The organism is Lentzea sp. NBRC 105346 (genome assembly GCF_030269605.1).
Classification (GTDB): Bacteria; Actinomycetota; Actinomycetes; order Mycobacteriales; family Pseudonocardiaceae; genus Lentzea.
Genome location: NZ_BSTQ01000002.1, coordinates 37,162 through 59,729 on the forward strand (window position 1 = coordinate 37,162; position 22,568 = coordinate 59,729).

The 22,568-nt window shown below is 68.1% G+C and carries 26 protein-coding genes; 12 read left to right on the forward strand and 14 right to left on the reverse strand.

Annotated features, from left to right (window positions below; translation table 11 throughout):
- Window positions 1-5: 5 nt before the first annotated feature.
- The gene (locus QSK35_RS04505; RefSeq protein WP_285742594.1) at window positions 6-1,340 is read right to left on the reverse strand and encodes a hypothetical protein; all 1,335 of its coding nucleotides are present in this window, start codon (window positions 1,338-1,340) and stop codon (window positions 6-8) included.
- A gap of 144 nt (window positions 1,341-1,484) precedes the next feature.
- Here QSK35_RS04505 and QSK35_RS04510 point away from each other — a divergent pair, with 144 nt between their 5' ends.
- The 5 genes from QSK35_RS04510 to QSK35_RS04530 are packed head-to-tail and all read left to right on the forward strand — an operon-like array spanning window position 1,485 to window position 4,924.
- Window positions 1,485-2,135, forward strand: coding sequence for a glycosyltransferase family 2 protein (locus QSK35_RS04510; RefSeq protein ID WP_285742596.1), 651 nt, complete (start codon window positions 1,485-1,487; stop codon window positions 2,133-2,135).
- A complete protein-coding gene (locus QSK35_RS04515) occupies window positions 2,132-2,788 on the forward strand; it encodes a TIGR04282 family arsenosugar biosynthesis glycosyltransferase (protein WP_285742598.1) in 657 nt (218 codons plus the stop codon). The genes QSK35_RS04510 and QSK35_RS04515 overlap by 4 nt, the downstream gene beginning before the upstream one ends.
- A complete protein-coding gene (locus QSK35_RS04520; protein WP_285742600.1) occupies window positions 2,785-3,396 on the forward strand; it encodes a methyltransferase domain-containing protein in 612 nt (203 codons plus the stop codon). Before QSK35_RS04515 ends, QSK35_RS04520 begins: the two co-directional genes overlap by 4 nt.
- On the forward strand, window positions 3,393-4,463 hold the full coding sequence (locus tag QSK35_RS04525; protein WP_285742602.1) for a molybdopterin-dependent oxidoreductase: 1,071 nt from the start codon (window positions 3,393-3,395) through the stop codon (window positions 4,461-4,463). The genes QSK35_RS04520 and QSK35_RS04525 overlap by 4 nt, the downstream gene beginning before the upstream one ends.
- Window positions 4,460-4,924: a hypothetical protein gene (locus tag QSK35_RS04530; protein WP_285742604.1), complete on the forward strand. Its 465-nt coding sequence runs from the start codon at window positions 4,460-4,462 to the stop codon at window positions 4,922-4,924. Before QSK35_RS04525 ends, QSK35_RS04530 begins: the two co-directional genes overlap by 4 nt.
- Here the strand turns inward: QSK35_RS04530 and QSK35_RS04535 are convergent.
- Genes QSK35_RS04535 through QSK35_RS04550 form a run of 4 tightly spaced genes read right to left on the reverse strand, consistent with a single transcriptional unit; the run spans window position 4,885 to window position 6,966 of the window.
- A complete protein-coding gene (locus tag QSK35_RS04535) occupies window positions 4,885-5,250 on the reverse strand; it encodes a MerR family transcriptional regulator (RefSeq protein ID WP_285742606.1) in 366 nt (121 codons plus the stop codon). The genes QSK35_RS04530 and QSK35_RS04535 overlap by 40 nt on opposite strands.
- 9 nt (window positions 5,251-5,259) lie before the next feature.
- Window positions 5,260-5,625 carry a hypothetical protein gene (locus tag QSK35_RS04540; protein ID WP_285742608.1) on the reverse strand — a complete coding sequence of 122 codons (366 nt, stop codon included), beginning with the start codon at window positions 5,623-5,625 and terminating at the stop codon, window positions 5,260-5,262.
- A 35-nt stretch (window positions 5,626-5,660) separates the two neighbouring features.
- Window positions 5,661-5,858, reverse strand: coding sequence for a hypothetical protein (locus tag QSK35_RS04545; protein WP_285742609.1), 198 nt, complete (start codon window positions 5,856-5,858; stop codon window positions 5,661-5,663).
- Window positions 5,848-6,966: a helix-turn-helix domain-containing protein gene (locus QSK35_RS04550; RefSeq protein ID WP_285742610.1), complete on the reverse strand. Its 1,119-nt coding sequence runs from the start codon at window positions 6,964-6,966 to the stop codon at window positions 5,848-5,850. The genes QSK35_RS04545 and QSK35_RS04550 overlap by 11 nt, the downstream gene beginning before the upstream one ends.
- Window positions 6,967-7,087: 121 nt before the next feature.
- Between QSK35_RS04550 and QSK35_RS04555 the strand changes: the two genes are divergently transcribed.
- Together QSK35_RS04555 and QSK35_RS04560 are read left to right on the forward strand one after the other, a co-directional pair.
- Complete coding sequence (locus QSK35_RS04555; protein WP_285742612.1) at window positions 7,088-8,068, forward strand: methyltransferase; 981 nt, start codon at window positions 7,088-7,090, stop codon at window positions 8,066-8,068.
- 37 nt (window positions 8,069-8,105) lie between these two features.
- Window positions 8,106-9,020, forward strand: coding sequence for a COX15/CtaA family protein (locus QSK35_RS04560; RefSeq protein WP_285742614.1), 915 nt, complete (start codon window positions 8,106-8,108; stop codon window positions 9,018-9,020).
- Here the strand turns inward: QSK35_RS04560 and QSK35_RS04565 are convergent.
- Window positions 9,003-10,109 (reverse strand): ankyrin repeat domain-containing protein, encoded by a 1,107-nt coding sequence (locus tag QSK35_RS04565; RefSeq protein WP_285742616.1) that lies wholly within the window; start codon window positions 10,107-10,109, stop codon window positions 9,003-9,005. The two genes, QSK35_RS04560 and QSK35_RS04565, sit on opposite strands and share 18 nt — an antisense overlap.
- 9 nt (window positions 10,110-10,118) lie before the next feature.
- Window positions 10,119-10,583: a GbsR/MarR family transcriptional regulator gene (locus tag QSK35_RS04570; RefSeq protein ID WP_285742618.1), complete on the reverse strand. Its 465-nt coding sequence runs from the start codon at window positions 10,581-10,583 to the stop codon at window positions 10,119-10,121.
- Window positions 10,584-10,731: 148 nt separating this feature from the next.
- On the opposite strand from QSK35_RS04570, the gene QSK35_RS04575 reads away from it, so the two are divergent.
- Window positions 10,732-11,133 carry a hypothetical protein gene (locus QSK35_RS04575; protein WP_285742620.1) on the forward strand — a complete coding sequence of 134 codons (402 nt, stop codon included), beginning with the start codon at window positions 10,732-10,734 and terminating at the stop codon, window positions 11,131-11,133.
- Window positions 11,133-12,197 carry a hypothetical protein gene (locus QSK35_RS04580; RefSeq protein ID WP_285742622.1) on the forward strand — a complete coding sequence of 355 codons (1,065 nt, stop codon included), beginning with the start codon at window positions 11,133-11,135 and terminating at the stop codon, window positions 12,195-12,197. The genes QSK35_RS04575 and QSK35_RS04580 overlap by 1 nt, the downstream gene beginning before the upstream one ends.
- Here the strand turns inward: QSK35_RS04580 and QSK35_RS04585 are convergent.
- Window positions 12,184-12,918, reverse strand: coding sequence for a hypothetical protein (locus QSK35_RS04585; protein WP_285742624.1), 735 nt, complete (start codon window positions 12,916-12,918; stop codon window positions 12,184-12,186). The genes QSK35_RS04580 and QSK35_RS04585 overlap by 14 nt on opposite strands.
- 158 nt (window positions 12,919-13,076) lie before the next feature.
- Between QSK35_RS04585 and QSK35_RS04590 the strand changes: the two genes are divergently transcribed.
- The 3 genes from QSK35_RS04590 (at window position 13,077) to QSK35_RS04600 (ending at window position 17,040) form a co-directional block, all read left to right on the forward strand.
- Window positions 13,077-14,621, forward strand: a complete 1,545-nt coding sequence (locus QSK35_RS04590) for a glycoside hydrolase family 88 protein (RefSeq protein WP_285742626.1) — start codon at window positions 13,077-13,079, stop codon at window positions 14,619-14,621.
- A complete protein-coding gene (locus QSK35_RS04595; protein WP_285742628.1) occupies window positions 14,621-16,177 on the forward strand; it encodes a carbohydrate-binding protein in 1,557 nt (518 codons plus the stop codon). The genes QSK35_RS04590 and QSK35_RS04595 overlap by 1 nt, the downstream gene beginning before the upstream one ends.
- A 71-nt stretch (window positions 16,178-16,248) precedes the next feature.
- Complete coding sequence (locus tag QSK35_RS04600; RefSeq protein WP_285742630.1) at window positions 16,249-17,040, forward strand: bestrophin-like domain; 792 nt, start codon at window positions 16,249-16,251, stop codon at window positions 17,038-17,040.
- Here QSK35_RS04600 and QSK35_RS04605 read toward each other — a convergent pair.
- The 6 genes from QSK35_RS04605 to QSK35_RS04630 all read right to left on the reverse strand — a co-directional run bounded on the left by QSK35_RS04605 (window position 17,009) and on the right by QSK35_RS04630 (window position 22,343).
- Window positions 17,009-17,185, reverse strand: a complete 177-nt coding sequence (locus QSK35_RS04605; RefSeq protein ID WP_285742632.1) for a DUF397 domain-containing protein — start codon at window positions 17,183-17,185, stop codon at window positions 17,009-17,011. The two genes, QSK35_RS04600 and QSK35_RS04605, sit on opposite strands and share 32 nt — an antisense overlap.
- Before the next feature lie 13 nt (window positions 17,186-17,198).
- A complete protein-coding gene (locus tag QSK35_RS04610) occupies window positions 17,199-18,026 on the reverse strand; it encodes a helix-turn-helix domain-containing protein (RefSeq protein WP_285742634.1) in 828 nt (275 codons plus the stop codon).
- A 93-nt stretch (window positions 18,027-18,119) separates the two neighbouring features.
- Window positions 18,120-18,728, reverse strand: coding sequence for an ATP-binding protein (locus QSK35_RS04615; RefSeq protein ID WP_285742636.1), 609 nt, complete (start codon window positions 18,726-18,728; stop codon window positions 18,120-18,122).
- On the reverse strand, window positions 18,709-19,281 hold the full coding sequence (locus QSK35_RS04620; protein WP_285742638.1) for a DUF742 domain-containing protein: 573 nt from the start codon (window positions 19,279-19,281) through the stop codon (window positions 18,709-18,711). Before QSK35_RS04620 ends, QSK35_RS04615 begins: the two co-directional genes overlap by 20 nt.
- A gap of 2 nt (window positions 19,282-19,283) precedes the next feature.
- Entirely contained in the window at window positions 19,284-19,703 is a 420-nt protein-coding gene (locus QSK35_RS04625) for a roadblock/LC7 domain-containing protein (protein WP_285742640.1), read from the reverse strand.
- Window positions 19,704-19,706: 3 nt separating this feature from the next.
- Window positions 19,707-22,343: a sensor histidine kinase gene (locus QSK35_RS04630; protein WP_285742641.1), complete on the reverse strand. Its 2,637-nt coding sequence runs from the start codon at window positions 22,341-22,343 to the stop codon at window positions 19,707-19,709.
- Between the last annotated feature and the right edge of the window lie 225 nt (window positions 22,344-22,568).

The window sequence follows — 22,568 nt, forward strand, 5'->3', positions numbered from 1 at the left end:
CCACCTCACCAACCTGTCAGCACCAGATGGTTCACCATCAGTGCCGTGACCGCCTGCGCGGCGAGCCACCACCGGCGTCCGGGGGACGGCAGCAGCGACACGGCGGGCAGCAGCCACACCTCGAACGGTAGCCAGATGCGTTCGACCTCGGCCTTCGACAGGCCCGACAGATCGGCGAAGACGATCGCGAGGGTCGCCGCGAGCACGATCATCGTGACCGGATCGCCGAACGACCGCGCCGAGCCGGTCCGCCGCATCCCGGCGATCACGGCCGGGCCGAGCGCGACCATTACCGCCGCGAGGTTGGCCCACACCCAGTAGGAGTACGGACGCTGCGCGGCTATTCCCTGGTAGTAGCGCTCGACCACCAGGTGGTAGCCGTCGAGCCACCAGAAACCGCTGAGGGCGAACGCCACGACAACAGCGGCCACACCGAGCGCGGCGAGGAGCAGGATCCGCCACTGGCGCGTCAACACCACGACGGCCAGCGCGATCAGGCCCAGCAGCACGAGACCGTAGGAGAGGAAGAGCCCGAACCCGAGCAGCAGACCGGCCGGCAGCGCCAGGATCCGGCGCCGCGTGGCGAGCGCCAGGAGCATGACCCCGGTCGCCGTGACACCGGCGAACAGCCCGTCCGCCGAGACCCCGAGCCAGATCGCACCCGGTGTCAGGACGGCGAACGGCAGCACCGTGCGGGCGGCATCTTCTTTGCCCAACGTGGAAAGCGTCACGGGGACGGCGACGACGACCAGGCAGCCGGTCAGGACGACCAGGGTCGAGGCCCAGGCGCCGCCGTGGAGTCCGAGGCGGTCCAGCCAGACGAAGACCAGCGTGGCGCCCGGTGGATGACCGGAGACGTGCGTCGTCCACGAGTCCGGCTGAAAATCGAGGATGCGCGACGAGAACCCGCGCACCATGCTCGGGATGTCGGTGATCCCGGGAACCTCGTGCAGGTACTCGTCGTCGCTGGTGAGCCTGCCGGCGAACCCGCGCGCCCAGCCGTCGATCATGGCCAGCGAGAACGTCCACGCCACCGCGGTCGCGTAACCGAGCGCGAGCAGTGGCCGCCAGCGCAGCCGGGCGGCGAGATCCGCTCCCCTGGTGACGACCAGGATCGCGATCACCACGGCGGCGATCGACCCTGGGCCGACGTGCGGCAGCCACCGTCCGAACAGCGGTGGCGCGCCGGCGTAGATCGAGACGCCCGACCCCGGACGGTTGAGGTGGAGTCCGACGGCGATCGCCGAACCGGCCACGGTCGCCGCGATCGCGACGGCGATCAGGTCGGCGCGACGGCCCTTCGATGCGGTAACGGGCTCGGCGAGCCGGACAGTGGACATCACCGGCACGATAACCGCGTCCCCGCCGCCCGGCGGCACGGGAAGGCAGTTCGTCAGAACTCGGTAAGAACTTCCCCGACGTCATGATTCGGTAAGCACGCCAAGGGTTCTGGTCAGTCCAACCCGGACCTAGCGTGTTTTGGTGTGAACGATGTTGACGTCGTACTTCCCTGTCTCGACGAGGCGGCTGCCCTCCCCCAGGTCCTCGCGGCGCTGCCCGCACGTTATCGGGCGATCGTGGTCGACAACGGCTCCACCGACGGTTCGGCCGAGGTGGCGGCGGCGCTCGGGGCGAAGGTCGTCCACGAACCACGGCGCGGCTACGGCGCCGCGGTGCACACCGGGCTGGAGGCGGCCACGGCGGACGTCGTCTGTTTCGCCGACGCCGACGGCTCCCTCGACCTCGCCGAACTACCGATGCTGGTCGACGGGCTCGGCGGAGCCGATCTGACGGTTGGACGACGGGTGCCGAGCCGCCCCGGTGTCTGGCCATGGCACGCGAGAGCCGGCAACGCGCTGATCTCGTCCCTGTTGCGGCGCAAGGGTTTGCCGGTCCGCGACATCGCGCCGCTGCGAGCCGCCCAACGACAGGCGCTGCTCGACCTCGGCGTCACCGACCGCGCGTTCGGCTACCCGCTCGAACTGCTGATCAGGGCACAGCGCGCGGGCTGGCGGGTCGCGGAGTTCGACGTCTCCTACCGCGAACGCGCGAAGGGCACGAAGTCGAAGGTGTCCGGTTCGCTGAAGGGGACACTGCGGGCTGCCCGTGACTTCGGGCGGGTGCTGAGCCGATGACGTGCCTGTTGATCGTCGCCAAGGCGCCCGTGCCCGGATACGCGAAGACCCGGCTCTGCCCGCCCGCAACTGCGGACCAGGCGGCCGGAATCGCCGCCGCGGCACTGCTCGACACCCTCGAAGCCGCACTCCTGACTCCTGATGCCCACGTCGTCGTCGCCATGACCGGGGACCTCACGGCCGCGGTCTGTGGCCCGGAGTTGAGCGCCACCCTCGACCAGGTGGACGTGATCCTTCAGCGCGGCAGCGGTTTCGACGTCCGGCTCGCGAACGCCCACGCCGACACGGCCGCTCTCCACCCGGACCGGCCGGTGCTGCAGATCGGGATGGACACGCCGCAGGTCACCCCGGACTCCCTCGCCTCGGCGGCGGATCTCCTCGGCAACGGCCGGGACTGCGTGCTCGGGTTTGCGGAGGACGGCGGCTGGTGGGCGCTCGGTCTGACCGATCCGTTGCACGCCAAGGCACTCGTCGGCGTCCCGATGTCCCAGGACGACACCGGACGGGAGACCCTGCGTGCCCTGACCGAGGTCGGGCTGTGCCCCGGAATCCTGCCCACGCTGTCCGATGTGGACACCATGGCCGACGCGCGCCGCGTCGCGGCGGCGATTCCGCGCAGCCGGTTCGCCCGAGCGGTCGCGGCCGTCCGATGACCGCCTTCGACCGCGGCCTGCTGGGCCATCGTTGCTGGCTGGAGCTGGCAACCGGGGAACGGGTCGACCTGCCGGTGGAACGCTGGACCGCGATCCCGAGCGACGGCGACGACGTCCTCCTCGACGCCTGCGCCGGTCCGACGATCGACATCGGCTGCGGCCCCGGCCGGCTCACCGCCGCGCTGACCGAACGCGGGGTCGCCTCCCTCGGTGTCGACATCTCGGCAACGGCCGTGCGGCTCACGCACGCGAGAGGAGCCGTCGCCATGCGGCGGGACATCTTCGACCGCGTCCCCGGCGAAGGCCGCTGGCGGCACGCCCTGCTCGCCGACGGGAACATCGGCATCGGCGGCGATCCGCTGCGCCTCCTGACCCGCGCGGCCGAACTGGTCGCCGACCGCGGAACGGTGCTCGTCGAGCTCGATCCACCGGGCCGGGGCATCCGCCGGGACCGGGTCCGGTTGCGTCCCGGCGAAGGCGGCGCCTGGTTCACGTGGGCGTGGGTCGGTGTCGAAGCGATCGCCGAACTCGCGGCCCGCAGCGCGTTGCGGGTCGCCTGGTCCGCGTGCCGCGGTCACCGCTGGTTCGCCTGTCTGGAGAAGGCATGAAGTTCAGCTCGCCCGCGCACGCGGAACGGGTGACGTCCAGGATCGGGCTCGCCCTCGCCGTCACGTTCACCCTGTGCTTCGTCACCGGCCTGATCAGCCATCTCATCCAGCACCCGCCGCCGTGGTTCGGCTGGCCGAGCCGCCCGGTGTGGCTGTACCGGGTCACGCAGGGCACGCACGTCCTGTCCGGGATCGCGTCGATTCCCCTGCTGCTGGCCAAACTCTGGAGCGTCTACCCGAAACTGTTCGAGCGTCCCGTGATCCGTTCGGTCGCGCACGCCCTCGAACGGCTGTCGATCCTGGTGCTCTCCGCGGCCGCGTTCTTCGAGCTCGTCACCGGTCTGTTCAACATCGCGCAGAACTACCCGTGGACGTTCTACTTCCCGCAGCTGCACTACGCCGTCGCGTGGGTCGCGATCGGGTCGATCCTGGTGCACATCGCGGTGAAGCTGCCAAAGGTCAGGCTCACCAAGGAACCCGACCCCTCCCGCCGAGCCTTCCTCCGGACCACCTGGCTCGCCGCCGGAGTCGCCGTCGTCGCCACGGCGGGGGCGACGGTTCCGTTGCTGCGCAACGTCTCCGGTCTGTCGTGGCGCAGCGGCAAGGGGCCGCAGGGTCTCCCGGTGAACCGGACGGCCGCGGCCGCCGGTGTCCTGGACACCGCTCGCGACCCGAACTGGCGGCTTTCGGTGGTGACGCCGAAAGGCACGAAGACCTACTCACTGGACGAACTCCGCGCGTTGCCTCAGAGCTCGGCCGAACTGCCGATCGCCTGCGTGGAGGGGTGGAGCCAGTCCGCTCACTGGAGCGGGGTCTCGCTGCCGGAGTTGTTGCGGGACGCGGAAAGCGCTCCGGGCACGCCTGTTCGCGTGATCTCGCTCGACAAAGGGATCTACGGAAGCAGCGACCTCCCGGGCGAGCACACCGCGGACGAACTCACCCTGCTGGCGCTGGAACTCAACGGCGAGATCCTCGACATCGACCACGGCTTCCCGTGCCGGATCATCGCGCCGAACCGGCCCGGCGTCCTGCAGACCAAATGGGTGACCCGCTTGGAGACGCTGTGAAAACGTTGCGGCTGCTGCTGTTCCTGCCGGGGCTGGGCGCGATCGCCTGGGGCGCCGTACTGTTCGCCGACTACGCGTTCCCGTTGCGCCCGGACGTCTTCGGGACGCTCGGCTGGCTCGTCGGCGGCCCGCTGGTGCACGACCTGCTGGTCGCGCCAGTGGTCGGCGCCGCCGGGCTCGTGCTGAGCAGGTTCCTTCCCTCGTGCTGGCGAACTCCGGTCCGGACGGGCGCGGTACTGACCGGTGTGTTGACGCTCCTCGCGATTCCGTTGCTGTGGCGAGTGGGTGACGGCCCGCGCAACCCCGGCCTGCACGACGCCGACACCCTCACCGGCCTGCTCGTCAGCCTCGCCGTCGTCTGGCTCGGTGTGCTCGTGGCGGCAGGCCTGGATCAGGCCCGCGTCCTGCGCGAGGATCGCCGTCAGTCCGCCAGCGCGGCCACCACCGGACACTGCTCCTGAACGCCGTCGCGGGCGAGTTCCAGCAGCGCGTGACGCACCCGCCCCAGGTCGTGGATCCGCTGCTCGATCTCGGTGACCTTCTCGGCGATCACCCCGCCGAAGTCGTCGGTGGTCTCGGGCAGCTCGAGGATCTGCTCAACCTCGGCGAGGGTGAACCCGAGGCGCTGCGCGCGGCGGATGAACTTCAGCCGCCGCAGCGCCTCGTCGTCGTAGTGGCGGTAACCGCTGTGGGTGCGAGCGGTGGGCGTCACCAGGCCGCGGCGCTCGTAGAACCGCACCGTGCTGATGCCCACGCCGGCGGCGCGGGCCAGGTCGGAGATGCGCACCACCGGAAACTACCCGGCGCGCCGGCCGACGAGCAGCGCGCGCAGCTGGGCCGCACCCCAGAACAGCTCCAGGCCCAGGTACAGCGCCAGGATCTTCGGCTGGCCGTGGGTCAGCGCCCAGACGAACCAGATGCTGAACAGCGCGCGGCCGACGGTGTCGATGGCGATCAGCAACGGCTCGGGGCGGTACCAGCGGGCGATCGACCACATCACCACCACCGTGCCGAACAGGGTGGCCAGCAGCAGGGACATCCCGTCCACGGGCGAGCCGAACAGGTCCAGGATCCACGCGGCGCTCCAGGGCGTGAGGAACGCCGCGCTCGCCACCAGGTCGTACAACGCGCCGGCCCGGCCCCAGCGGGCAATGATCATCATGGTGACCACCATCGCCCCTGCACCTTGGTGCAGAGTCAAGCGACTTCCTGGTTCACCGCCACGAAGGTGCGCACGGTCCGGTACCCGAGGGCTTCGTTGACGCGCCGCATGGGCACGTTGTGCGCGCTCGTGGCGGTCTGGAAGCGATCGACGTCCGGACGATCGGCCAGCCGGTGAAAGCCCCGCAGATCATCTTCAGACGCCTTCACGGCGTCGAACGGTTCAACCCCCATGCCCCCGAGCGTAGTAGCCGTGCCACCCGGCCGGCGCGTCTTCGAGATCGTCCCACCGCGGCAGGTAGTGCTGCAGGAACACCTGCCCGACGAGCTCGCCGCGGCTGCGCACCCCGGTCTTGTCGAAGATCGACTTGAGGTGGTCCTGCACGGTGTACGCGGAGACCGACAACTGCTGAGCCATCTCCTTGGTGGACCGGCCCTCGATGCACAACCTGGTCACCGCACACTCGCGGACGGACAGGCCGTAGGCGAGCGCGACCAGCGGAGCCACCTCGCCCGCCGGGGCGGGCTGGATGACAACGACGGTGCGGCCCGGCGGTGAGCCGGACAGGACGCTGCCGTACAGCAGCAGCCAGCCGCCGGTGTGGGTCTGCGCACGGGTGCGGGCCGCGAGGCGCAGCGGGTCGCCGCCGGCACGGGCGCGGGCGGCCACCGCCTGCACGATGCGCGACTCGGCGGGGGTGGGTGGAGGTGGGTGTTCGACCAGCTGGTCGATCCAATGCGAAGCGGCCGGGGTGAGGGACTCGGCCTGGCCGTGCTCGTCGAACACGATCACGCCGGGGCCGTCGTTGGACGGGACGAGATCGGCGACCGTGGCGCTGACCAGCGCGCGGCGGGCACCGGCGGCGATGTGCCGCGACAGTGAGGCCAGCAGGCGCACCTCGTCCTCGGTGTACCACGGCCGGTCGGCCTCGCGCAGGAACCCGGCGGCCGCCCAGTAGTTGCCGTCGACCACGAAGGAACCGCGCAGCTCGTCGCCGATGCCGTACTCGGAGTGACTGCGGTTGCGGGCGCTGCGCATCAGGTCACCGTGGGTGGCGATGCTGGTGGCTCCGGCGAACCGGCCGCTCTGCGCCAGGAACGCCCACTTGTTGACGTCCTCGATGACGAACTCGTGCTCGGCCAGCCAGAAGCCGGAACAGCCGACGTTGCGGTTGACGCTGCCGGTCAGCAGCACGGTGCCGGGATCGACGGAGTGCCAGCAGCTGCCGTCGAACGGGATCACGCGGCGCAGCGCGTCGTCGACCGCGGTCGCGAAGCTCACCCAGTCCAGTCCGTCGGAGGCGAGCCCGCGTACCTGGTCGGTCAGGCGGCGAACGTCCACTCCCGAATGGTAGGTACCGCGGCCGGACCACGTGAGCCCCAGATTTCTGGGGGGACGGCCGCCGAAAACCCCACACAGATGGGATCGTGCCCGCAAGCCTCAGAACCCCACGATCCAACGTATGACAACCACCGTTTCCCCGGAACCGATCATGCGGATCGCCGCCGGGTTCATGGCCGCCAAGCACCTGTTCGCAGCGAGCGAGCTGGGCATCTTCGAGGCGCTCGGCGACGCGCCCGCCACCCTCGAGGCGCTGGCCGCCCGCACCGGGCTGACCCGGCGCTCCACCCGGATCAGCGCCGACGCGATGGTCGCGCTCGGCCTGCTGGAACGCGACGACGACCACTACCGCAACTCGCCGGCCGCCACGGCGTACCTCGCGGGCGGCGACAGCGACCTCCGGCCGCTGCTGACGTTCTGGGACCAGATCAGCTACCCGTCGTGGTGCACCCTGACGCAAGCCCTGACCACCGGCGTCGTGCGCGAGATCGTCCTGGAAGACGCCGAGCACCAGCGGATCGCGTGCGCGGGCATCGAGGCGGTCCTGGCCGGGCCTGCACATGCGCTCACCGAAATGCTCGACGGGCACCACCGGCTGTTGGACATCGGTGGCGGGACGGGCTCCTGGTCGATCGCCGCCGTCAACCGGCACCCGCAGCTCGAGGCCACCGTGGTCGACCTGCCCGTGGTGACCGAATTCGCCCGGAAGCGGATCGCCGAAGCCGGGTGTGCCGACCGGATCCAGGTCGTCGCCGCCAACGCGCTGGAGGATCCGTTGCCCGGCGACCACGACGTGCTCCTCGTCGCCAACGTGATCCACTACTACTCCCCCGAGACCAACCTCGAACTGCTGCGGCGCATCCGGAAAGCCGCCCCGCCGAACGCGCGGCTGCTGCTCGCCGACTTCTGGACCGACCCCACCCACACCCAGCCCCTGCACGCGGCGTTGATGGCGGGCGAGTTCGCGGTGCACGTGCGCGAGGGCGACGTCTACAGCGTCGACGAGGTGGCCGGCTGGCTCGGCGAGACCGGGTGGGACTTCCAGGGGCACCAGCCGCTGGTGGGGCCGCAGAGCCTGATCACCGCCACTGCGAGGGGCTGACCGGCGGCTCTCAGCGGGCGCGACCTACCATCGGTGCGTGTCCCGTTTGACCGCTCTGCTCGTGTCCATCCAGCGCGCCCTGGCCATCGCCGCCGTCATCGCCCAGGGCGGGATCGCGGTCACCGGTTCGATCGTGCGGGTCACCGGCTCCGGGCTCGGCTGCCCGACGTGGCCGGAGTGCGTGCGCGGCAGCGTGGTGCCGGTGGAACACCCGGACCTCGCCGCGGTGCACCAGTGGATCGAGTTCGGCAACCGCACGCTCACCGGTGTGGTCGGCGTCATCACCGGGCTGTGCCTCCTCGCCGCCTGGTTGAACGAGCCGCGCCGCAGGCGCGTGGTCGTGCTCGCCGCGATTCAGCTGGGTGGCGTGGCGTTGCAGGCGGTCCTCGGCGGCATCACGGTGCTGACCGGGCTGGTGTGGTGGAGCGTGTCCGTCCACTTCCTGGTGTCGATGGGCTTGGTGTGGTTCGCGGTGCTGCTGGTGAAGGCGATCGGCGAGGGCGACGGTCCCGCGCGGCCGCTCGTGCAGCCGGGCCTGGTGAAGCTGCAGGTCGCGCAGGCGGTGGCGTTGTTCGCACTGCTGCTCGCGGGCACGTTCGTCACGGCCGCCGGGCCGCACGCCGGGGACTCGACCACGCCGCGGCTCGCCGTGCCGGTCGCGACCCTGGCGCAGCTGCACGCGGACCTGCTGTTCCTGTTCCTGGGCATGCTGGTCGCGATGGGCTTCCTGCACCGGTCGCGGCCCTACTGGATCCTCGTCGCGACCGTGGTCGCGCAGGGTGCGCTGGGCATGATCCAGTACTGGACGGGCGTGCCCGAGGTGCTCGTGTCGCTGCACGTGCTCGGGGCCGGCGCGGTCGTGGTCGCGACCGCCGCGTTGTGGGTGTCGACGCGCGAACGTGCTAACACCGAGTCCACTGTGGACGAACGCGAGCTAGTGGCCGCCCAGTAGTTCTTCGGCTTCGGTCTGGTTGTTGTGCCGCGCCCAGTTCTGGGGCGTTGAGTCGAAGCTGGCGTCCTTCAACGAACGGTCGGCGCCGCCGTCAAGCAGCGCCGTGATGACCTCGAGGTGCCCCTGCTCGGCCGCCAGGTGCAACGCGGTGACGCCCTCACCGTGCATGGGGCCGCCGAACGTCGCCTGCCGGTTCGGGTCCGCGCCGAGCTTCAGCAGGGTTTCCACTGCGTGCCGCCGGTTGCACCACGAAGCCCACGCCAGGGCCGTGCCGCGGTAAACGTCCGCGTCGATCCGCGCACCACGCTTGAGCAGCGGCTCGAACACCTCGGTCCGGTCGTTGCGAGCGGCCCAGCTCAACGCCTCGTCGACCACTTCCTGCGAGTCGTCGGTGGGCCACCAGCGCGGAAACCCGCTGTGCGGCCGGTAGAACTGCCTGCCGGCACCGGGATCCACGGCCAGGTCGAGGTTGCCCAGACCGGCGGCGACGCGCAGGTTAGGCGGGTGAACCCCGTGCTGTGCCAGGAGATCAGCGGTCTCCGTGTGTCCCCAGAAAAGCGCGACAGCCAGGGGTGTGCCGCCGTCGCCGCGTGCGGACACGTCGGTGGGCGCACCGGCGTCGAGAAGTAGCTGCGACATCGCCGGCAGGCCCCGGTAGGCGGCCTGGTGCAGAGCGGTCCACCCGTGCACGTTCTGGTGCGCGACGTTCGCACCGGCCTTCAGCAGCACCTTGACGAGCCGCTCGTCGCACGTCGCCGCCGCCATCCCGAGCAGGTCGTTGCCGTTGGTACCACTGGCTTTGGCGAGCTCCGGGTAGTTGGACAGGATGGCCTGCAACTCACCGGGGTTGTACGTCTCGATCGCCTGGTACGCGCGGGCGAACGGCCGCGGCTTGCGAATGTGCTTGGCGAGCTCGCGCCAGTCCGCGCACCCGTGCTCACGCGCCACGACCTCACGCGCACCCTCCTCGGTCAGGGGCACGTCGCCGAAGATCCCCAACGCCGTCGGCGTCGCATCCCACGCGGACGCGAGCAGCCCACGGGCGCGCTCTTCGTAGTAGTCGATGTCATCCCTGAACGGGTGCCACATGCCACCACGCTACTTGGGCGCGGCAGGCCTGCGCTCCCACAACGGCGGAAGCTCGTCCGCCAGCCACGTGTACAGCTGGTCGACGGTCCGCAGCCGCATCGCCCGCTCGGGATCGCCGCTGAGCAACCGCATCCCGGACTCGGTCAGGTCCCGCACGCTGACCAGCGCGTCCAGCTTGCGTTGCACGAGATCCGCCCACCGCTTCTCGTCGATGCGGTACTGGGCCGCCTGCCGGCCGCGCCGGGTCCGCTTCGTCACCAGGCCCGCGCTCACCAGGAACTTGAGGTTCGTGCTGATCGAGCCGCTGCTCGCTTCCAGCTCCTGCGAGAGTTCGGCGGCGGTGCGTTCGCTTGGCTGGCAGATCAGGAGGTAGCCGAGGATGCGTCCGCCGATCAACGGGATGCCCTCTTCGGCGAAGTGGGCGGCGAAGCGCTCGATCCAGGCCGACAGCCGGGTTTCCCGTCCGATGCTCACGACACCTCCGGTCAGGCTTCGGTCAACACTGAAACCATAGTATGGATCTTCGACGCGCGGTGCAACGACACGCGGTTGGGCCGTTAGGGGAATCGTCTGAGATTCGCCGACGAGCGATACTGGGATGTTCCTCGGAGGGGGTGGCGTCATGGCAATTCTCCGCTGGCTCGTTCCCTCGATGACTCTGCAGATGGAGCTCCCCGGCCACAAGGCGGTTGCGCCGCACACCAACCACACCTACGCACCACAGTGCACCTTCGAACCCTGCTCGATGATCTTCCCGTCGCGGCGGACCAAGAACGACCTGCCCGTTTGCCGGGGGAGCGGAAAACTCGAAGCGAGTGTCAGGCCGAGGCCCGAACACGACCCCGCGATCACCGTCATGCGGAAGCTGCACGTCTGCAAGGTGTGCGGGCTGGAGCTTCTACTCGTTCCTAAGCACGCCAACAGCCGGAGCGTCGACGTAGGCGAGGAGAACCAACACCTGAACAGCCCGAACGTGCTCTCGCAGCGAAAACGAGGCTTCGCCAGCTACCCCAAGAGCCGCTGATGTGGATCGCAGGCCTCCTCACGTCCGGAACGGCATCACTCGGACGCCTCGTCATGGTCGGGCTACTCCCGAACACGCTGCTGGTGTCGACCGTGCTGGTGCTGTTGCGCGCGAACAGCTTCGGAGGGCGTAGCCAGTGGAGCCGCGTCCTGCCGTCGGACGTCGCGGGTGGTGTAGTCGGAGGACTGGCACTGCTGGTCGCGGTCGTGCTGCTGACCGTTCTGCTGCAACCGTTCCAGATTCGCGTCGTGCGGGTCGTCGAGGGGTATTGGGAGGGCTGGTCGATAACCGCACGCCTGGCTCCCCTGTTCACCGAACTCCAGTACCGCAAGGTCAAACGGCTACGTGACCTGGACAACCAGCTGCAAGCGCACACTGAGGAACTCGAGGATCGAGGTCGCCTCGTGGGCACTCTCGTGGAGCGCAGCCGCAACTCTCGCGACTATGCACGCAAGTTGTCCGACTCTCGACGGATACAACGCAAGCTCCAGCGTTATCCGAGTCATGACCCGGATGAATCTCGGCCGCATGAATCCCTGCTGCCGACAGCCCTCGGCAACGCTTTGCGCACAACCGAACTCACCGCGGGCGAGCGGTACGGACTGCACACCTTGGCATCGTTCCCCCGGTTGTACTCCGTACTCCCCGACCAGTTCAGACAGATGTACGACGCCGTCCGGAACTCCGTAGACGCCGCGGTCAACCTGTCACTCGGCTTCTTCCTCATCGCCGTCATCACAACGGTCGCCCTGCTCGATGAACCGGCAACGTATTGGATCCCCGCAAGCGCATTGGCGCTCTGCGTGTTCGCGTACGTGGGCGCCATCGCTTCAGCTTCGAGCCACGACCTGCACGTCCGCACCGCATACGACTTGTACCGCTTCGATCTGCTCAAGGCGGCACATCTCGAACTGCCGAAGACAACGGACGAGGAGGCCCAGACATTCGAAGAGCTCTCGGGTTTCTACGCCACGGAAATGCCCCAGGAACTGACAACAGAGTCGCGTCCCGACTGGACGTACGTGCATCACGAGAAAGACGAGGACACACCTAAACCCACGTGACCTTCACCAGGCCCGCGACTCCCAGCACCCGTAGATCAACCTTCTGGGGCGCGTTGGAGTCGTGGTATGTCGGCATCGGCTCCTCGGACAGGTGCACTAGTAGTCCACCTTCGGTGCGTACCTGACCCACCGACCAGTTGCGCGGCAGAACCAAGCGGACACAGCCCAGGAACACGGTCGCATGCACGATCAGCGCACCTGACGACTCTCCCCGGAGGTCGACGACGTCGATCACGCGCGTGAAGTCGACCTGCAACTCTCCCAAGAACACCCGAGGCCGTACGACACCAACCACCTGCGCGGGTGCTCGCACGAAACCGGTGACCGCGAACCTCGTCCACATCGGCTTTCGGCGTCCCCACAAGGACACCAGTAGCAACAGTGCGCCGACGATCACGACCACGGCAGGCAGCAGGACGTTCAATACGGTCGACGTGGCGACACCGCGTCGCAACGCCAAAGCCACCAGCGCGACCATCGCCAGCAGGCCGGGCGCGAGCACCGACTCCAAGCGGAACACCGAGCGGGCGACGTTGACACCCGCGAGCACGAGGAGCAGGACAGGCCACTCGCGGGCGAAGAATTCCCACGCCGCGGAGAGGCGGTTGAGGGTGTCGCCGGCGGCGAACGCACCGAGCGCGATCAGGACCAGGCCGAAGCCGACCCACGCGTGCGGCCTGGCGACCGGTTGGTCGTCGGTCAGCACTGGTTCGGGGGCCACAGAAGCAGGGTAAACCCGCGACCGATCTTCGGGGACTGCTCCGGTTGGCTGTCAGCAGCTGTCAACGTGTGGCACTTTGTTGACATCCGTCGATTCTTGTGAAGACTTAGCGTGCCGCCGCGATCGGAATACCACCTGTCCATCGAAGGGGCTGGGACATGGCGGCAAGTGGGAGCGCTCTCAGATCGAGCGTGTTATTGGTATCTCTTATCGCTGCGCTGGTCACGGCGCCCGCGAGCGCCCAGGCGGAAACCCGCTACGAGGCCGAAAGTGCGGCGATAAACCGAGGAGTCGTCGAATCCAATCACGCCGGGTATACCGGATCCGGATTCGTGAACTACGACAACGTAACCGGAAGCTACGTCGAGTTCACGGTCACGAGCGACACCGCGCAGCCGGTGCCGCTGACCTTCCGCTACGCCAACGGGACCAGCACCAACCGGCCGCTGGACATCACCGTCAACGGCACCCTCACCACCGACGAGCTGGCATTCACAAGCACCGGCGCGTGGACGACCTGGCGCACCCAACAAGTCACGGTCGACCTGCCACAGGGCACCAGCAAGATCAGGGCGACCGCGACGACCGCCAACGGTGGGCCGAACCTCGACTCACTGACGCTAGGCAGCACCACAACACAGGACTGGTCCGTAGCAGTCGTCGAGTCGACGATGGCCACCAAGACGCCGAGTCAACTGGGCGGCTGGGGCTACCAGACGGGCCTCTACCTCTACGGCCAGTACCTCGTCTACCAGCGCACCAAGGACCCGCGGTACCTGAACTACATCAAGGCCTGGGTCGACCGCTTCGTCGACAGCAGCGGCAACATCTCCAACAGCTTCAACAACCTCGACAGCATGCTGTCCGGCCGCCTGCTGGTGATCCTGCACCGGGAAACCGGGCAGAAGAAGTACGAGACGGCCGCCCGGAAGATCCGCAACCGCCTCAACACCTACCCGCGCACCAGCGACGGCGGCTTCTGGCACTCCACCAGCGAGTCGCGGGCCAACCAGCTGTGGGCCGACGGCGTGTTCATGGTCAACCCGTTCCTCATCGAGTTCGGTAAGGAGTTCGGCGACGCGACCTACGCCAACGACGAGGCGTCGAAGCAGATGAACGTCTACGCGAGCCATCTGCAGCAGGCCAACGGGATCCTCAAGCACGCCTGGGACGAGAGCAAAGTCCAGTCGTGGGCGGACAAGACCACGGGGCTGGCGCCGGAGTACTGGTGCCGCGCCATCGGCTGGTACGGCATGGCGACGATCGACATTCTCGAGCTCCTGCCGGCGACCCACCCGCGGCGCGCGCAGATGATCACGGACCTCCGGGAGTACGTCGCCGGACTGAGGAACTACCAGGATCCCGCTACGGGACGGTGGTTCCAGGTCGTCGACAAGGGCAGCCGCACCGACAACTGGACCGAGACCAGTTGTTCGATGATGTTCAGTTTCACGATGTCGCGTGGAGTTGAACGGGGTTACATCGACCCGAGCTACAAGGACACAGCGAAGAAGGGCTACGAAGGCGTCCTCGCCAAGACCAGCCTGAACAGCGCCGGCCGCACCGAGATCCGCGACATCTCGATCGGCACGAACGTCGGCGACTACGCGTACTACATCGCGCGCACCAGGGCCACCAACGACTTCCACGGCCTCGGCGCGTTCTTGATCATGAACGAGCAGTTCATCAGGGTAGGTGCCTAATGAGAATCGCAGTCGTAGCAGCACTTGTAGCCACCAGTATCACGATCACGGCACCGCAGGTCGAGGCGTTGGAGAACGGCCTCGCGCGCACTCCCCCGATGGGCTTCAACAACTGGAACACCACGGGCTGCCGCGCCGAGTTCAACGAGGCGATGGTCAAGGGCATCGCGGACATCTTCGTCAACAAGGGGCTCAAGGACGTCGGCTACCAGTACGTCAACCTCGACGACTGCTGGGCCAAGACGACCCGCGACAGCAACGGAAACCTCGTCCCGGACCCGGTCCGGTTCCCCAACGGCATCAAGGCCCTCGCCGACTACGTGCACTCCAAGGGTCTGAAGATCGGCATCTACACCAGTGCCGGCACCAAGACCTGCAACACCGCGGGCTTCCCCGGCGCGCTCGGGCATGAGCAGCAGGACGCGAACCTGTTCGCGTCTTGGGGAATCGACTACCTGAAGTACGACAACTGCAACAACCAGGGCGTCGACGCCGTCCAGCGGTACACCAAGATGCGCGACGCGCTCAAGAACACCGGACGCCCGATCGTCTACTCGATCTGCGAGTGGGGCCGGAGTGAGCCGAAGGTGTGGACGTGGGGCCCGGACACCGGAAACCTGTGGCGCACCACGGGTGACATCTCCGACAACTGGACGAGCATGATCGGCAAGGCCAAGGCGAACCGCGTGCTCGCGCAGTACGCCAAGCCCGGCGCGTGGAATGACCCCGACATGCTCGAGGTCGGCAACGGCGGCATGACGGCCACCGAGTACCGCACGCACTTCAGCCTGTGGGCGATCATGGCCGCTCCCCTGCTGATCGGCTCCGACCTGCGCAAGGTCAACGACGACACGTTCACGATCCTCAAGAACACCGACGTGATCGCGGTCGACCAGGACCCGCTCGGCAAGCAGGGCACGGTCATCAGCAACTCGAACGGCCTCGTCGTCTACAGCAAGGTGCTGGCCAACGGCGATCGCGCGGTCGCACTGTCCAATGAGAACACTTCGACCGCGACGATCAGCACCTCGGCGAGCGCCATCGGGATCGGTGGAAGCAGCAGCTACACGTTGAAAGACCTGTGGTCCAAGCAAACCCGCACGACCACGGGTTCCATCAGCGCCAGCGTGCCCGCCCACGGCACGGTCATGTACCGCGTCTCGCGCAGTGGCAACGTGAACCGGATCGAGGCCGAGAACGCCACGATCAGCCAGGGCGTCGTCGAGTCCAACCACGCCGGCTTCTCCGGCACCGGGTTCGTCAACGGCACCAACGCGGTCGGCCCGTACGTCGAGTGGACCATCAACGCCACGCAGGCGGGGACGGTCACGCTGACGTTCGGCTACGCCAACGGCACCACGGCGAACCGGCCGGTCGACCTCACGGTCAACGGCACGCTCGTCCGCGACGAGCTCGCGTTCAACGGGACGGGGGCGTGGACGAACTACAGCAGTGTTACCACAACGGTCACCCTCGTCGCGGGTGAAAACAAGATCCGCGTAACCGCGACCACTGCTAACGGAGCGGCGAACCTCGACTACCTCGACATCACCTGAACAGGGCTCGTGAGTGGTCAGGAGGGTTACAGGCCTCCTGGCCACTCACGAGGTCGTACACCCTCGGAGATATGTTCTACTGGCTGTACGACCTGCCGAACTGGCTCGTGTTCGTCCTCTTCACGGTCGCCGCTGTCGCGATCGGGTGGATGTTCATCTTCGCGCTGCGGCGGGTCAACGCGAGACTCTTCGGCGAGGACCGGGAGGAACGCAACGGCCTCGTCGAGCTCGTGCTCACCGGCACGGGCCTGTTCTACGGCCTGCTGCTCGGCCTGATCGCGGCCGCGACCTACACGACTTACTCCGACACCGAGAACTCGGTGAACTCCGAGGCGACCTCGGTGTCAGCGCTGTATCGCGACGTCTCCAACTACCCGGAGCCGACGCGTGCCCAGTTGCGCAAGGACATCGAGGACTACGTCCGGTACGTCATCGATGAGGCGTGGCCGGAGCAGCAGAAGGGCGAGGTTCCGCTGGGGGGCCGGGACCGGGTGACCGTACTGCAGAACCACCTCGTCGCCTTCGAGCCCGTGACCGAGGGCGACAAGATCCTGCACGCCGAGGCGTTGAGCCAGTTCAACAGCTTCCTGGTGCTGCGTCAGCAGCGCATCAACGCGGTGACCACGAGCCTGCCCGCCGCGCTGTGGTGGGTGCTCATCCTCGGCGCGCTGATCAACCTCGCGCTGATCTCCATGCTCGCGGTCCGGAAACTGGCCGCGCACCTGGTGATCTCCGGGCTGTTCGCGGTCTTCGTCGCGATGATGATCTTCCTGATCGTCTCGATGGACAACCCGTTCCGCGGCGAGTTCAGCGTCCAGCCGGACGCGTTCGTCAAGCTGCAGACACGCCTTTTCGGGACTTGATCCCGGCCAGGAACGCCGACCAGGCGGGCGCGGTGATCTGCAGATGGACGGCAGGAGACTTGCTGTCCCGGATACCGACGCCGCGCCCCACCTCGACGCAGTCGCTCGCGGTCGCGCTGTAGCTGCTCTTACGCCACTCAACCATCGGCGTGGCCCCCTCAGCTCAGGATGTCGGTGATCAGCCTCCTCGATTGTTCCTCATCCATCGCCGTCCGATCGAGTGACTCCAACACCTCTGTGTAGATCGCCAGCGTGCCCTTGTCCTCCAGGAAGAGGCCCGCGTTCTGGCTCTCCACGAAGACGACCGGCTCATACTTTTCGTACGACAGCTGGATGAACGAACCCGCGAGCCCGGCGTGCGCGCCGAAGCTGGTGGGCACGATCCGAATCGTCACGTAGGGCCGAACCCGCATCTGCAGCAGATCGTGCAGTTGGGCTGACATCACGTCGGGTCCGCCGACCGGAAGACGCAGGGCCTGCTCGTGGATGTAGAAGGTGAATTCGCGGGTCGGGTGGAAAATCACGCGCCGGGCGACGCGCGCGGCTACCAGCTGCTCGGTGTCCTTCGGGGCGACCGTGGAGCGTTGGACGACCGCTCGGGTGTACTCGGGGATCTGCAGCAGGCCTGGGACCAGGTTCAGCGCCCAGACCTTGATCCCGGTCGCGAGCCGTTCCTGCTCGATGAGGGTGCGAACCTGTTCGGCGGCGCCAGAGTCGGTGATCTGGAGCCAACCCTTGTCGCGTGACTCCGTGAAGAGCTCCATGAGGTGCTGACGCTCGGCGGCGGGCACCTGGCAGAAACCGAGCAGCACAGCCAAGTCCTCCGACGAACAGCCGCCCTTGCCGTTGACGAGGTCGGACAGCTTCGCGGGATCCCAGCCCAGCTGCTCGCTGATCTTGCGGTTGCTCAGCCCGGTCCGCTTCAGCGCGGCTTGTACGCCCGCGCCGAACTCGCGTCCGGACACCGTCGACATTCTCCGTGGCACACCAGGGAAGCTAGGGGGCGATTTCCCCCTAGCTCCACCATTTCGTGCCAAATCGACCTGAAAGGATGTCCTGTTGGAAGGGCTCCAACAGCGCTAGCAAACAGGAGCCAGCGGCGTGGTGTCGCCAGGGCCGGGCTCGCGGCGCCAGCGGTCGAGCTTCGCGTGCTCCGCCAACGCGATCAGGGTCTGCCGCACGAGGTGGCGGTAGCGCGGGTCGCAGTTGACGATCGGCACGATCGGGTCGATCCCCATGGCGTGCAACACACCCGCGACGTCACCGCGCGGGTGGGCGTGCAGGTTGTTGAGCGCGATCACGTACGGGATCTTGTGGTCCTCGAAGTACCGGATGGCATCGACCGAGTCCGCGGGCCGCATGATGTCCAGCAGCACCACGGCACCCACGGCGCCGCGCACGACGTCGTTCCAGCCCGCCTGCGGCGTCTGCCACTGCGGCGCCACGAACAAGTGCAGCGCGAGGCCCGGATCGAGCCACAGACGGCCGAACTCGATGCGGACGAGCTTCGTCACGGCCCCCGCGCGTTCGGGCGGCAGCGCGGCACACGTCAGCAGGTCGCCTTCCACTATCGACCTGATGAACGTGCTCTTCCCGACACCGAATCCGCCGGCCACCACAACCTTGGCCGACGTGAGGTCACGACCAGGAGGGCCGTAGTCGGGAAATCTAGAGCCGACGTAGTCCACTCAGCACTCTCTCCATCAACCCGAGGTCCGGCATGTCGCCACCCGCGGAGGTCGCGGTCAGGTGGACGTCCACCAGGCCGCGTTCCGCCAGATCACCGAGCAGCACCTTCGCGACTCCCAGCGGGATCCGCATCAGTGCGGCCACCTCCGCGACGGATCGCGGCGCGCGGCACAACTCGATGATCTGTTGGTGCTCAGCCTGCAACATACCTGCCGACTGGTGCGCCTGATCATTCGCGGACACCAGTGTCTCGATCTCGAGATTGACGTTGGACCGAGTGCGCCCACCGGTATAGGCATATGCACGAACGATCGACGCAGCCGGAGGAATCGGCGCGGCGGGCGCGAGTGGCTCGTCGGCGATCGTCGGCCAGTCCTCGTGCGCGACGGAGGGTGACTCCTCGCGAGGGTTGGTGCGCGGCGGCGGCGCGACACGACGTACCTTGCGCCGACCACTGTCCAGGCTGAACCCGTTCATGAGGTCGGCGAACGTCTGCTCGGCGGGCGCCTCCGCGTGCCTGCGGCGGCGGTGTCCGTCAGGGGCGGGAGTCATGATCACCTCACACTGTGCAGCTGAGCTCGCAGTTCGGGGGTGAGGATCTGGCCGACCTGGTCGACGACGACCGTCATCTCGTAGGCGACCTGGCCGACGTCGCTGTCGGGGGCGGCCAGAACCGCCAAACAAGACCCGTCTCGAATGGACATGAGGAGCATGATCCCGTAATCCATCTCGACTACCGTGCGCAACACACCGCCACCTTCGAAGCAACGCGAAGCGCTCGTCGTCAAACTGGCGACGCCGGCGGCGATCGCCGCGAGCTGCTCCGCGCGGTCCGGTGGCAGGGCGGTGGACTTGGTCAGCAGCAGGCCGTCGACCGAGATCACCACGGCGTGCGCCACTCCGGGCACGCGTTCGGTGAAGTTGGTGATCAACCACCCGAACTGGTGCACCTGGCGCGACTGAGGTGTGCTCATGCCTTACTCCTGACCGTTCCGCTGGCCGTTCCCACTGCCGTTCCCGTTCCCACCCAGGGGCGCCTGCCGCAGACCCGACTGGTAGCTGCTGAGGAACCCTCGGGCGCGTTCCGGGTCACGCCTCGGAAGCTGCGAGCCCCGCGCTTCCGGGCGTTCGGCGAGATTGGGGGTCAGGTTCTTACGCGGAGCCCGTTTCGGCAACCCGGCACCTGTCTCACCGTCGTCCTCGGCAGCGGTTTGCGCCTCGTCGAAAACCGATCCGCCCGCGTTCTTGCCGAACCAGGATCCGGTGACGGACGGTGACGGCGCTGGTGAGGGGGTCGACGAACGTTGCGGCGCCACGTCGGCCGGCGCGTCATCGAGCGCGGCGCCGGACGCGAACCACGAGGAAGAAGAAGTTTCCTCCTGCGTCTCATATGGCGGCTCGACCGGCGTGTCGTGGGCCGGCAAGTCGATCGTCACACCGCGGAAGGAGGACCAGCCGTTGGCGGTCGGCGTCGGCGTCTCCTCCTGCGCGGGAGGCGGCTTGGGAGCGGGAACGACCGGCGGTGGCGCCAGGTTCGGGGTCTTCACCACGACCCGAGGGGTCGCCTCGGGCAGGGGCTGCTTGGGCTGGGCCTGCGTCGGCTGGGCCTGTTTTGGTTGGGGCAGGGCCGCGTGCTTCGGCGGGACCGGCAGCTCGTCGTTGTTCTTGCGGATCAGGTCGGACGGCACGAGCACGAACGCGCGCAGGCCGTCGCGGCCCTCGGCGGCGCGCAGCCGCACGGTGATGTTGTGCCGCTTGCCGAGCCGGCCGACGACGAACAGGCCCATCTGCCGCGACACGGGGACCTCATCCTCGGTCTGCGAGCTGAGGCGGTCGTTGGCCTCGGCCAGTTCCGCCGGGCCCATGCCGATGCCCTGGTCCGCGACCTCGACGAGGACGCCGCCGTCGCGGTCGGCGCGGGCGCCGATCATGACCTGGGTGTCCGGCGCCGAGAACGCCGTCGCGTTGTCCAGCAGCTCCGCGACGAGGCGCACGAGGTCGCTCGCGGCGTAGCCGACGACCTCGACCGTCGGTGTGGACTTCACCACAACCCGTTGGTAGTGCTCGATCTCCGACGCCGCGGCGCGCAGCACGTCCGCCAGCGGAACCGGCTGGGTGAACCGGCGGGCGACGTCGGTGCCGGACAGCACCATCAGGTTCTCGTTGTTGCGGCGCATGCGCGTCGCGAGGTGGTCGAGCTTGAAGAGGTTCGCGAGCTGCTCGGGGTTCTCCTCGTGCCGCTCCAGCTCCTCCATCAGCTTCAGCTGCCGCTCCACGAGACCCTGCGAGCGGCGGGAGAGGTTGACGAAGATGTTCTTCATGCCGCCGCGCATCGTGGCCTGCTCGACGGCCGAGCGGATGGCCTGCTCGTGCACCGCGTCGAACGCGCGCGCCAGCTGGCCGAACTCCTCCACGGTGTGCACGGGCACCGGTTCGATCTCGGTGTCCGGTTTGCGGTCCGCGCGGATCGCGGCGACCACCTCGGGCAGGTGGTGGTGCGCCACGTCGAGCGCCGAACGCCGCAGCTCCTCCAGCGAGCGCAGCAGGTAGCGGCCGATGACGAAGCCCAGTGCCACGGCCAGGATGAGCATCGCGAGCAGGACGACGGCGGCGCCACCGGCCTTGTCGGACGTCTCGTCCTGCAGCCGCGCCGCGGTGCCGGCGAGCTCGTCCTGCAGCTGCTTGCCGACCTGTTCCATGGCGTGCACGGTGACCTGCGACGTCTTGTTCCAGTCGTCGACGCCGATGCCGAGCGTCGGCTCCGGCGGCGGAGCCTGGCGGTTGTTGCCGGCCTTGTTGGTCGCGGGCGCCTGCTCGGGCTGCGTCAGGGCCTTCTCGACCATCTTGGCGCGGGCGGCGACGTCCGGGCCGGTGACGGTCTGCTCGTAGGTGCGGCGCTGCGCCGGGGTCGCGATCGCCTGGAAGTCGTTGAACCGGTCCTGCAGGCGGATGTCGGTCTGTTCCAGGGCGCGGACCTCGGTGCCGACGAGCTTGCCGCGGCCGATGCCCGACAGCACGATCGCCTGCTGCTGGGAGACCTGTTCCTGGGCGATCATCACGTTGTGCACGGCGATCGCGGTGCCGGAGATCGCCGGGTCGCCGAACTGGCTGATCAGCGCCTGTTCGAAGTCCAGCAACGACTTCACGACGCCGGTGTAGCCGGTCGTGACCGCGGACGGGTCGCCGGTGCCGGACGTGGTCTGCTCGCGCAGTCCCTTCAACGTGCCCAGCTGGTCGCCCAGCTCGCGGAACCGCGAGGTCGCCACGTCGGTCAAGCCCTTGGTGCGGTCGAACCGGCGGCGCACGGTCGCGGCGGCGTTGTCCGTGGCGGTGATCTGGTTCTGGAAGCTGGAGCTGCCGGAGCCGCTGGTCTGGCTCTGCGCGGCGAGCGTGCGTTCCTGCTGGACGCTGGACACCAGCGGCGCGATGTCCGCGCGCAGCCGCACGAGCTGCTGCATCTGCACGTAGGCGTTCGACCGGTCCACGTAGCCCGCGATCTGCAGAACACCGGCGCCGATCGCCACCGCTACCGGGACGAGCAGCACCACGCCGAGCTTGACGGGCAGGCGCCAGTTGCGCCAGTCACTGATCTTTCTCCACCCGAGTGCATTCACGAAATGATCCCCATGGCGCGCTCGAAGTGCCCCACTATCGGCTACCTCCTGGCCCGGCGAATCACTGCAAGCGTTGGTGGAGCGAGCGATTTCGCAAGTGACGGAACGTGTTGCTGCGGGATAGTAGGCCAGGGAGCTTGCGGCTACAACGGTGGGCGGTCCCCGTCCGGGTGGCGCTCATCGCGCGGGCATTGACTCGTGGCGTTCCGTGGTTACGCTGTGGCC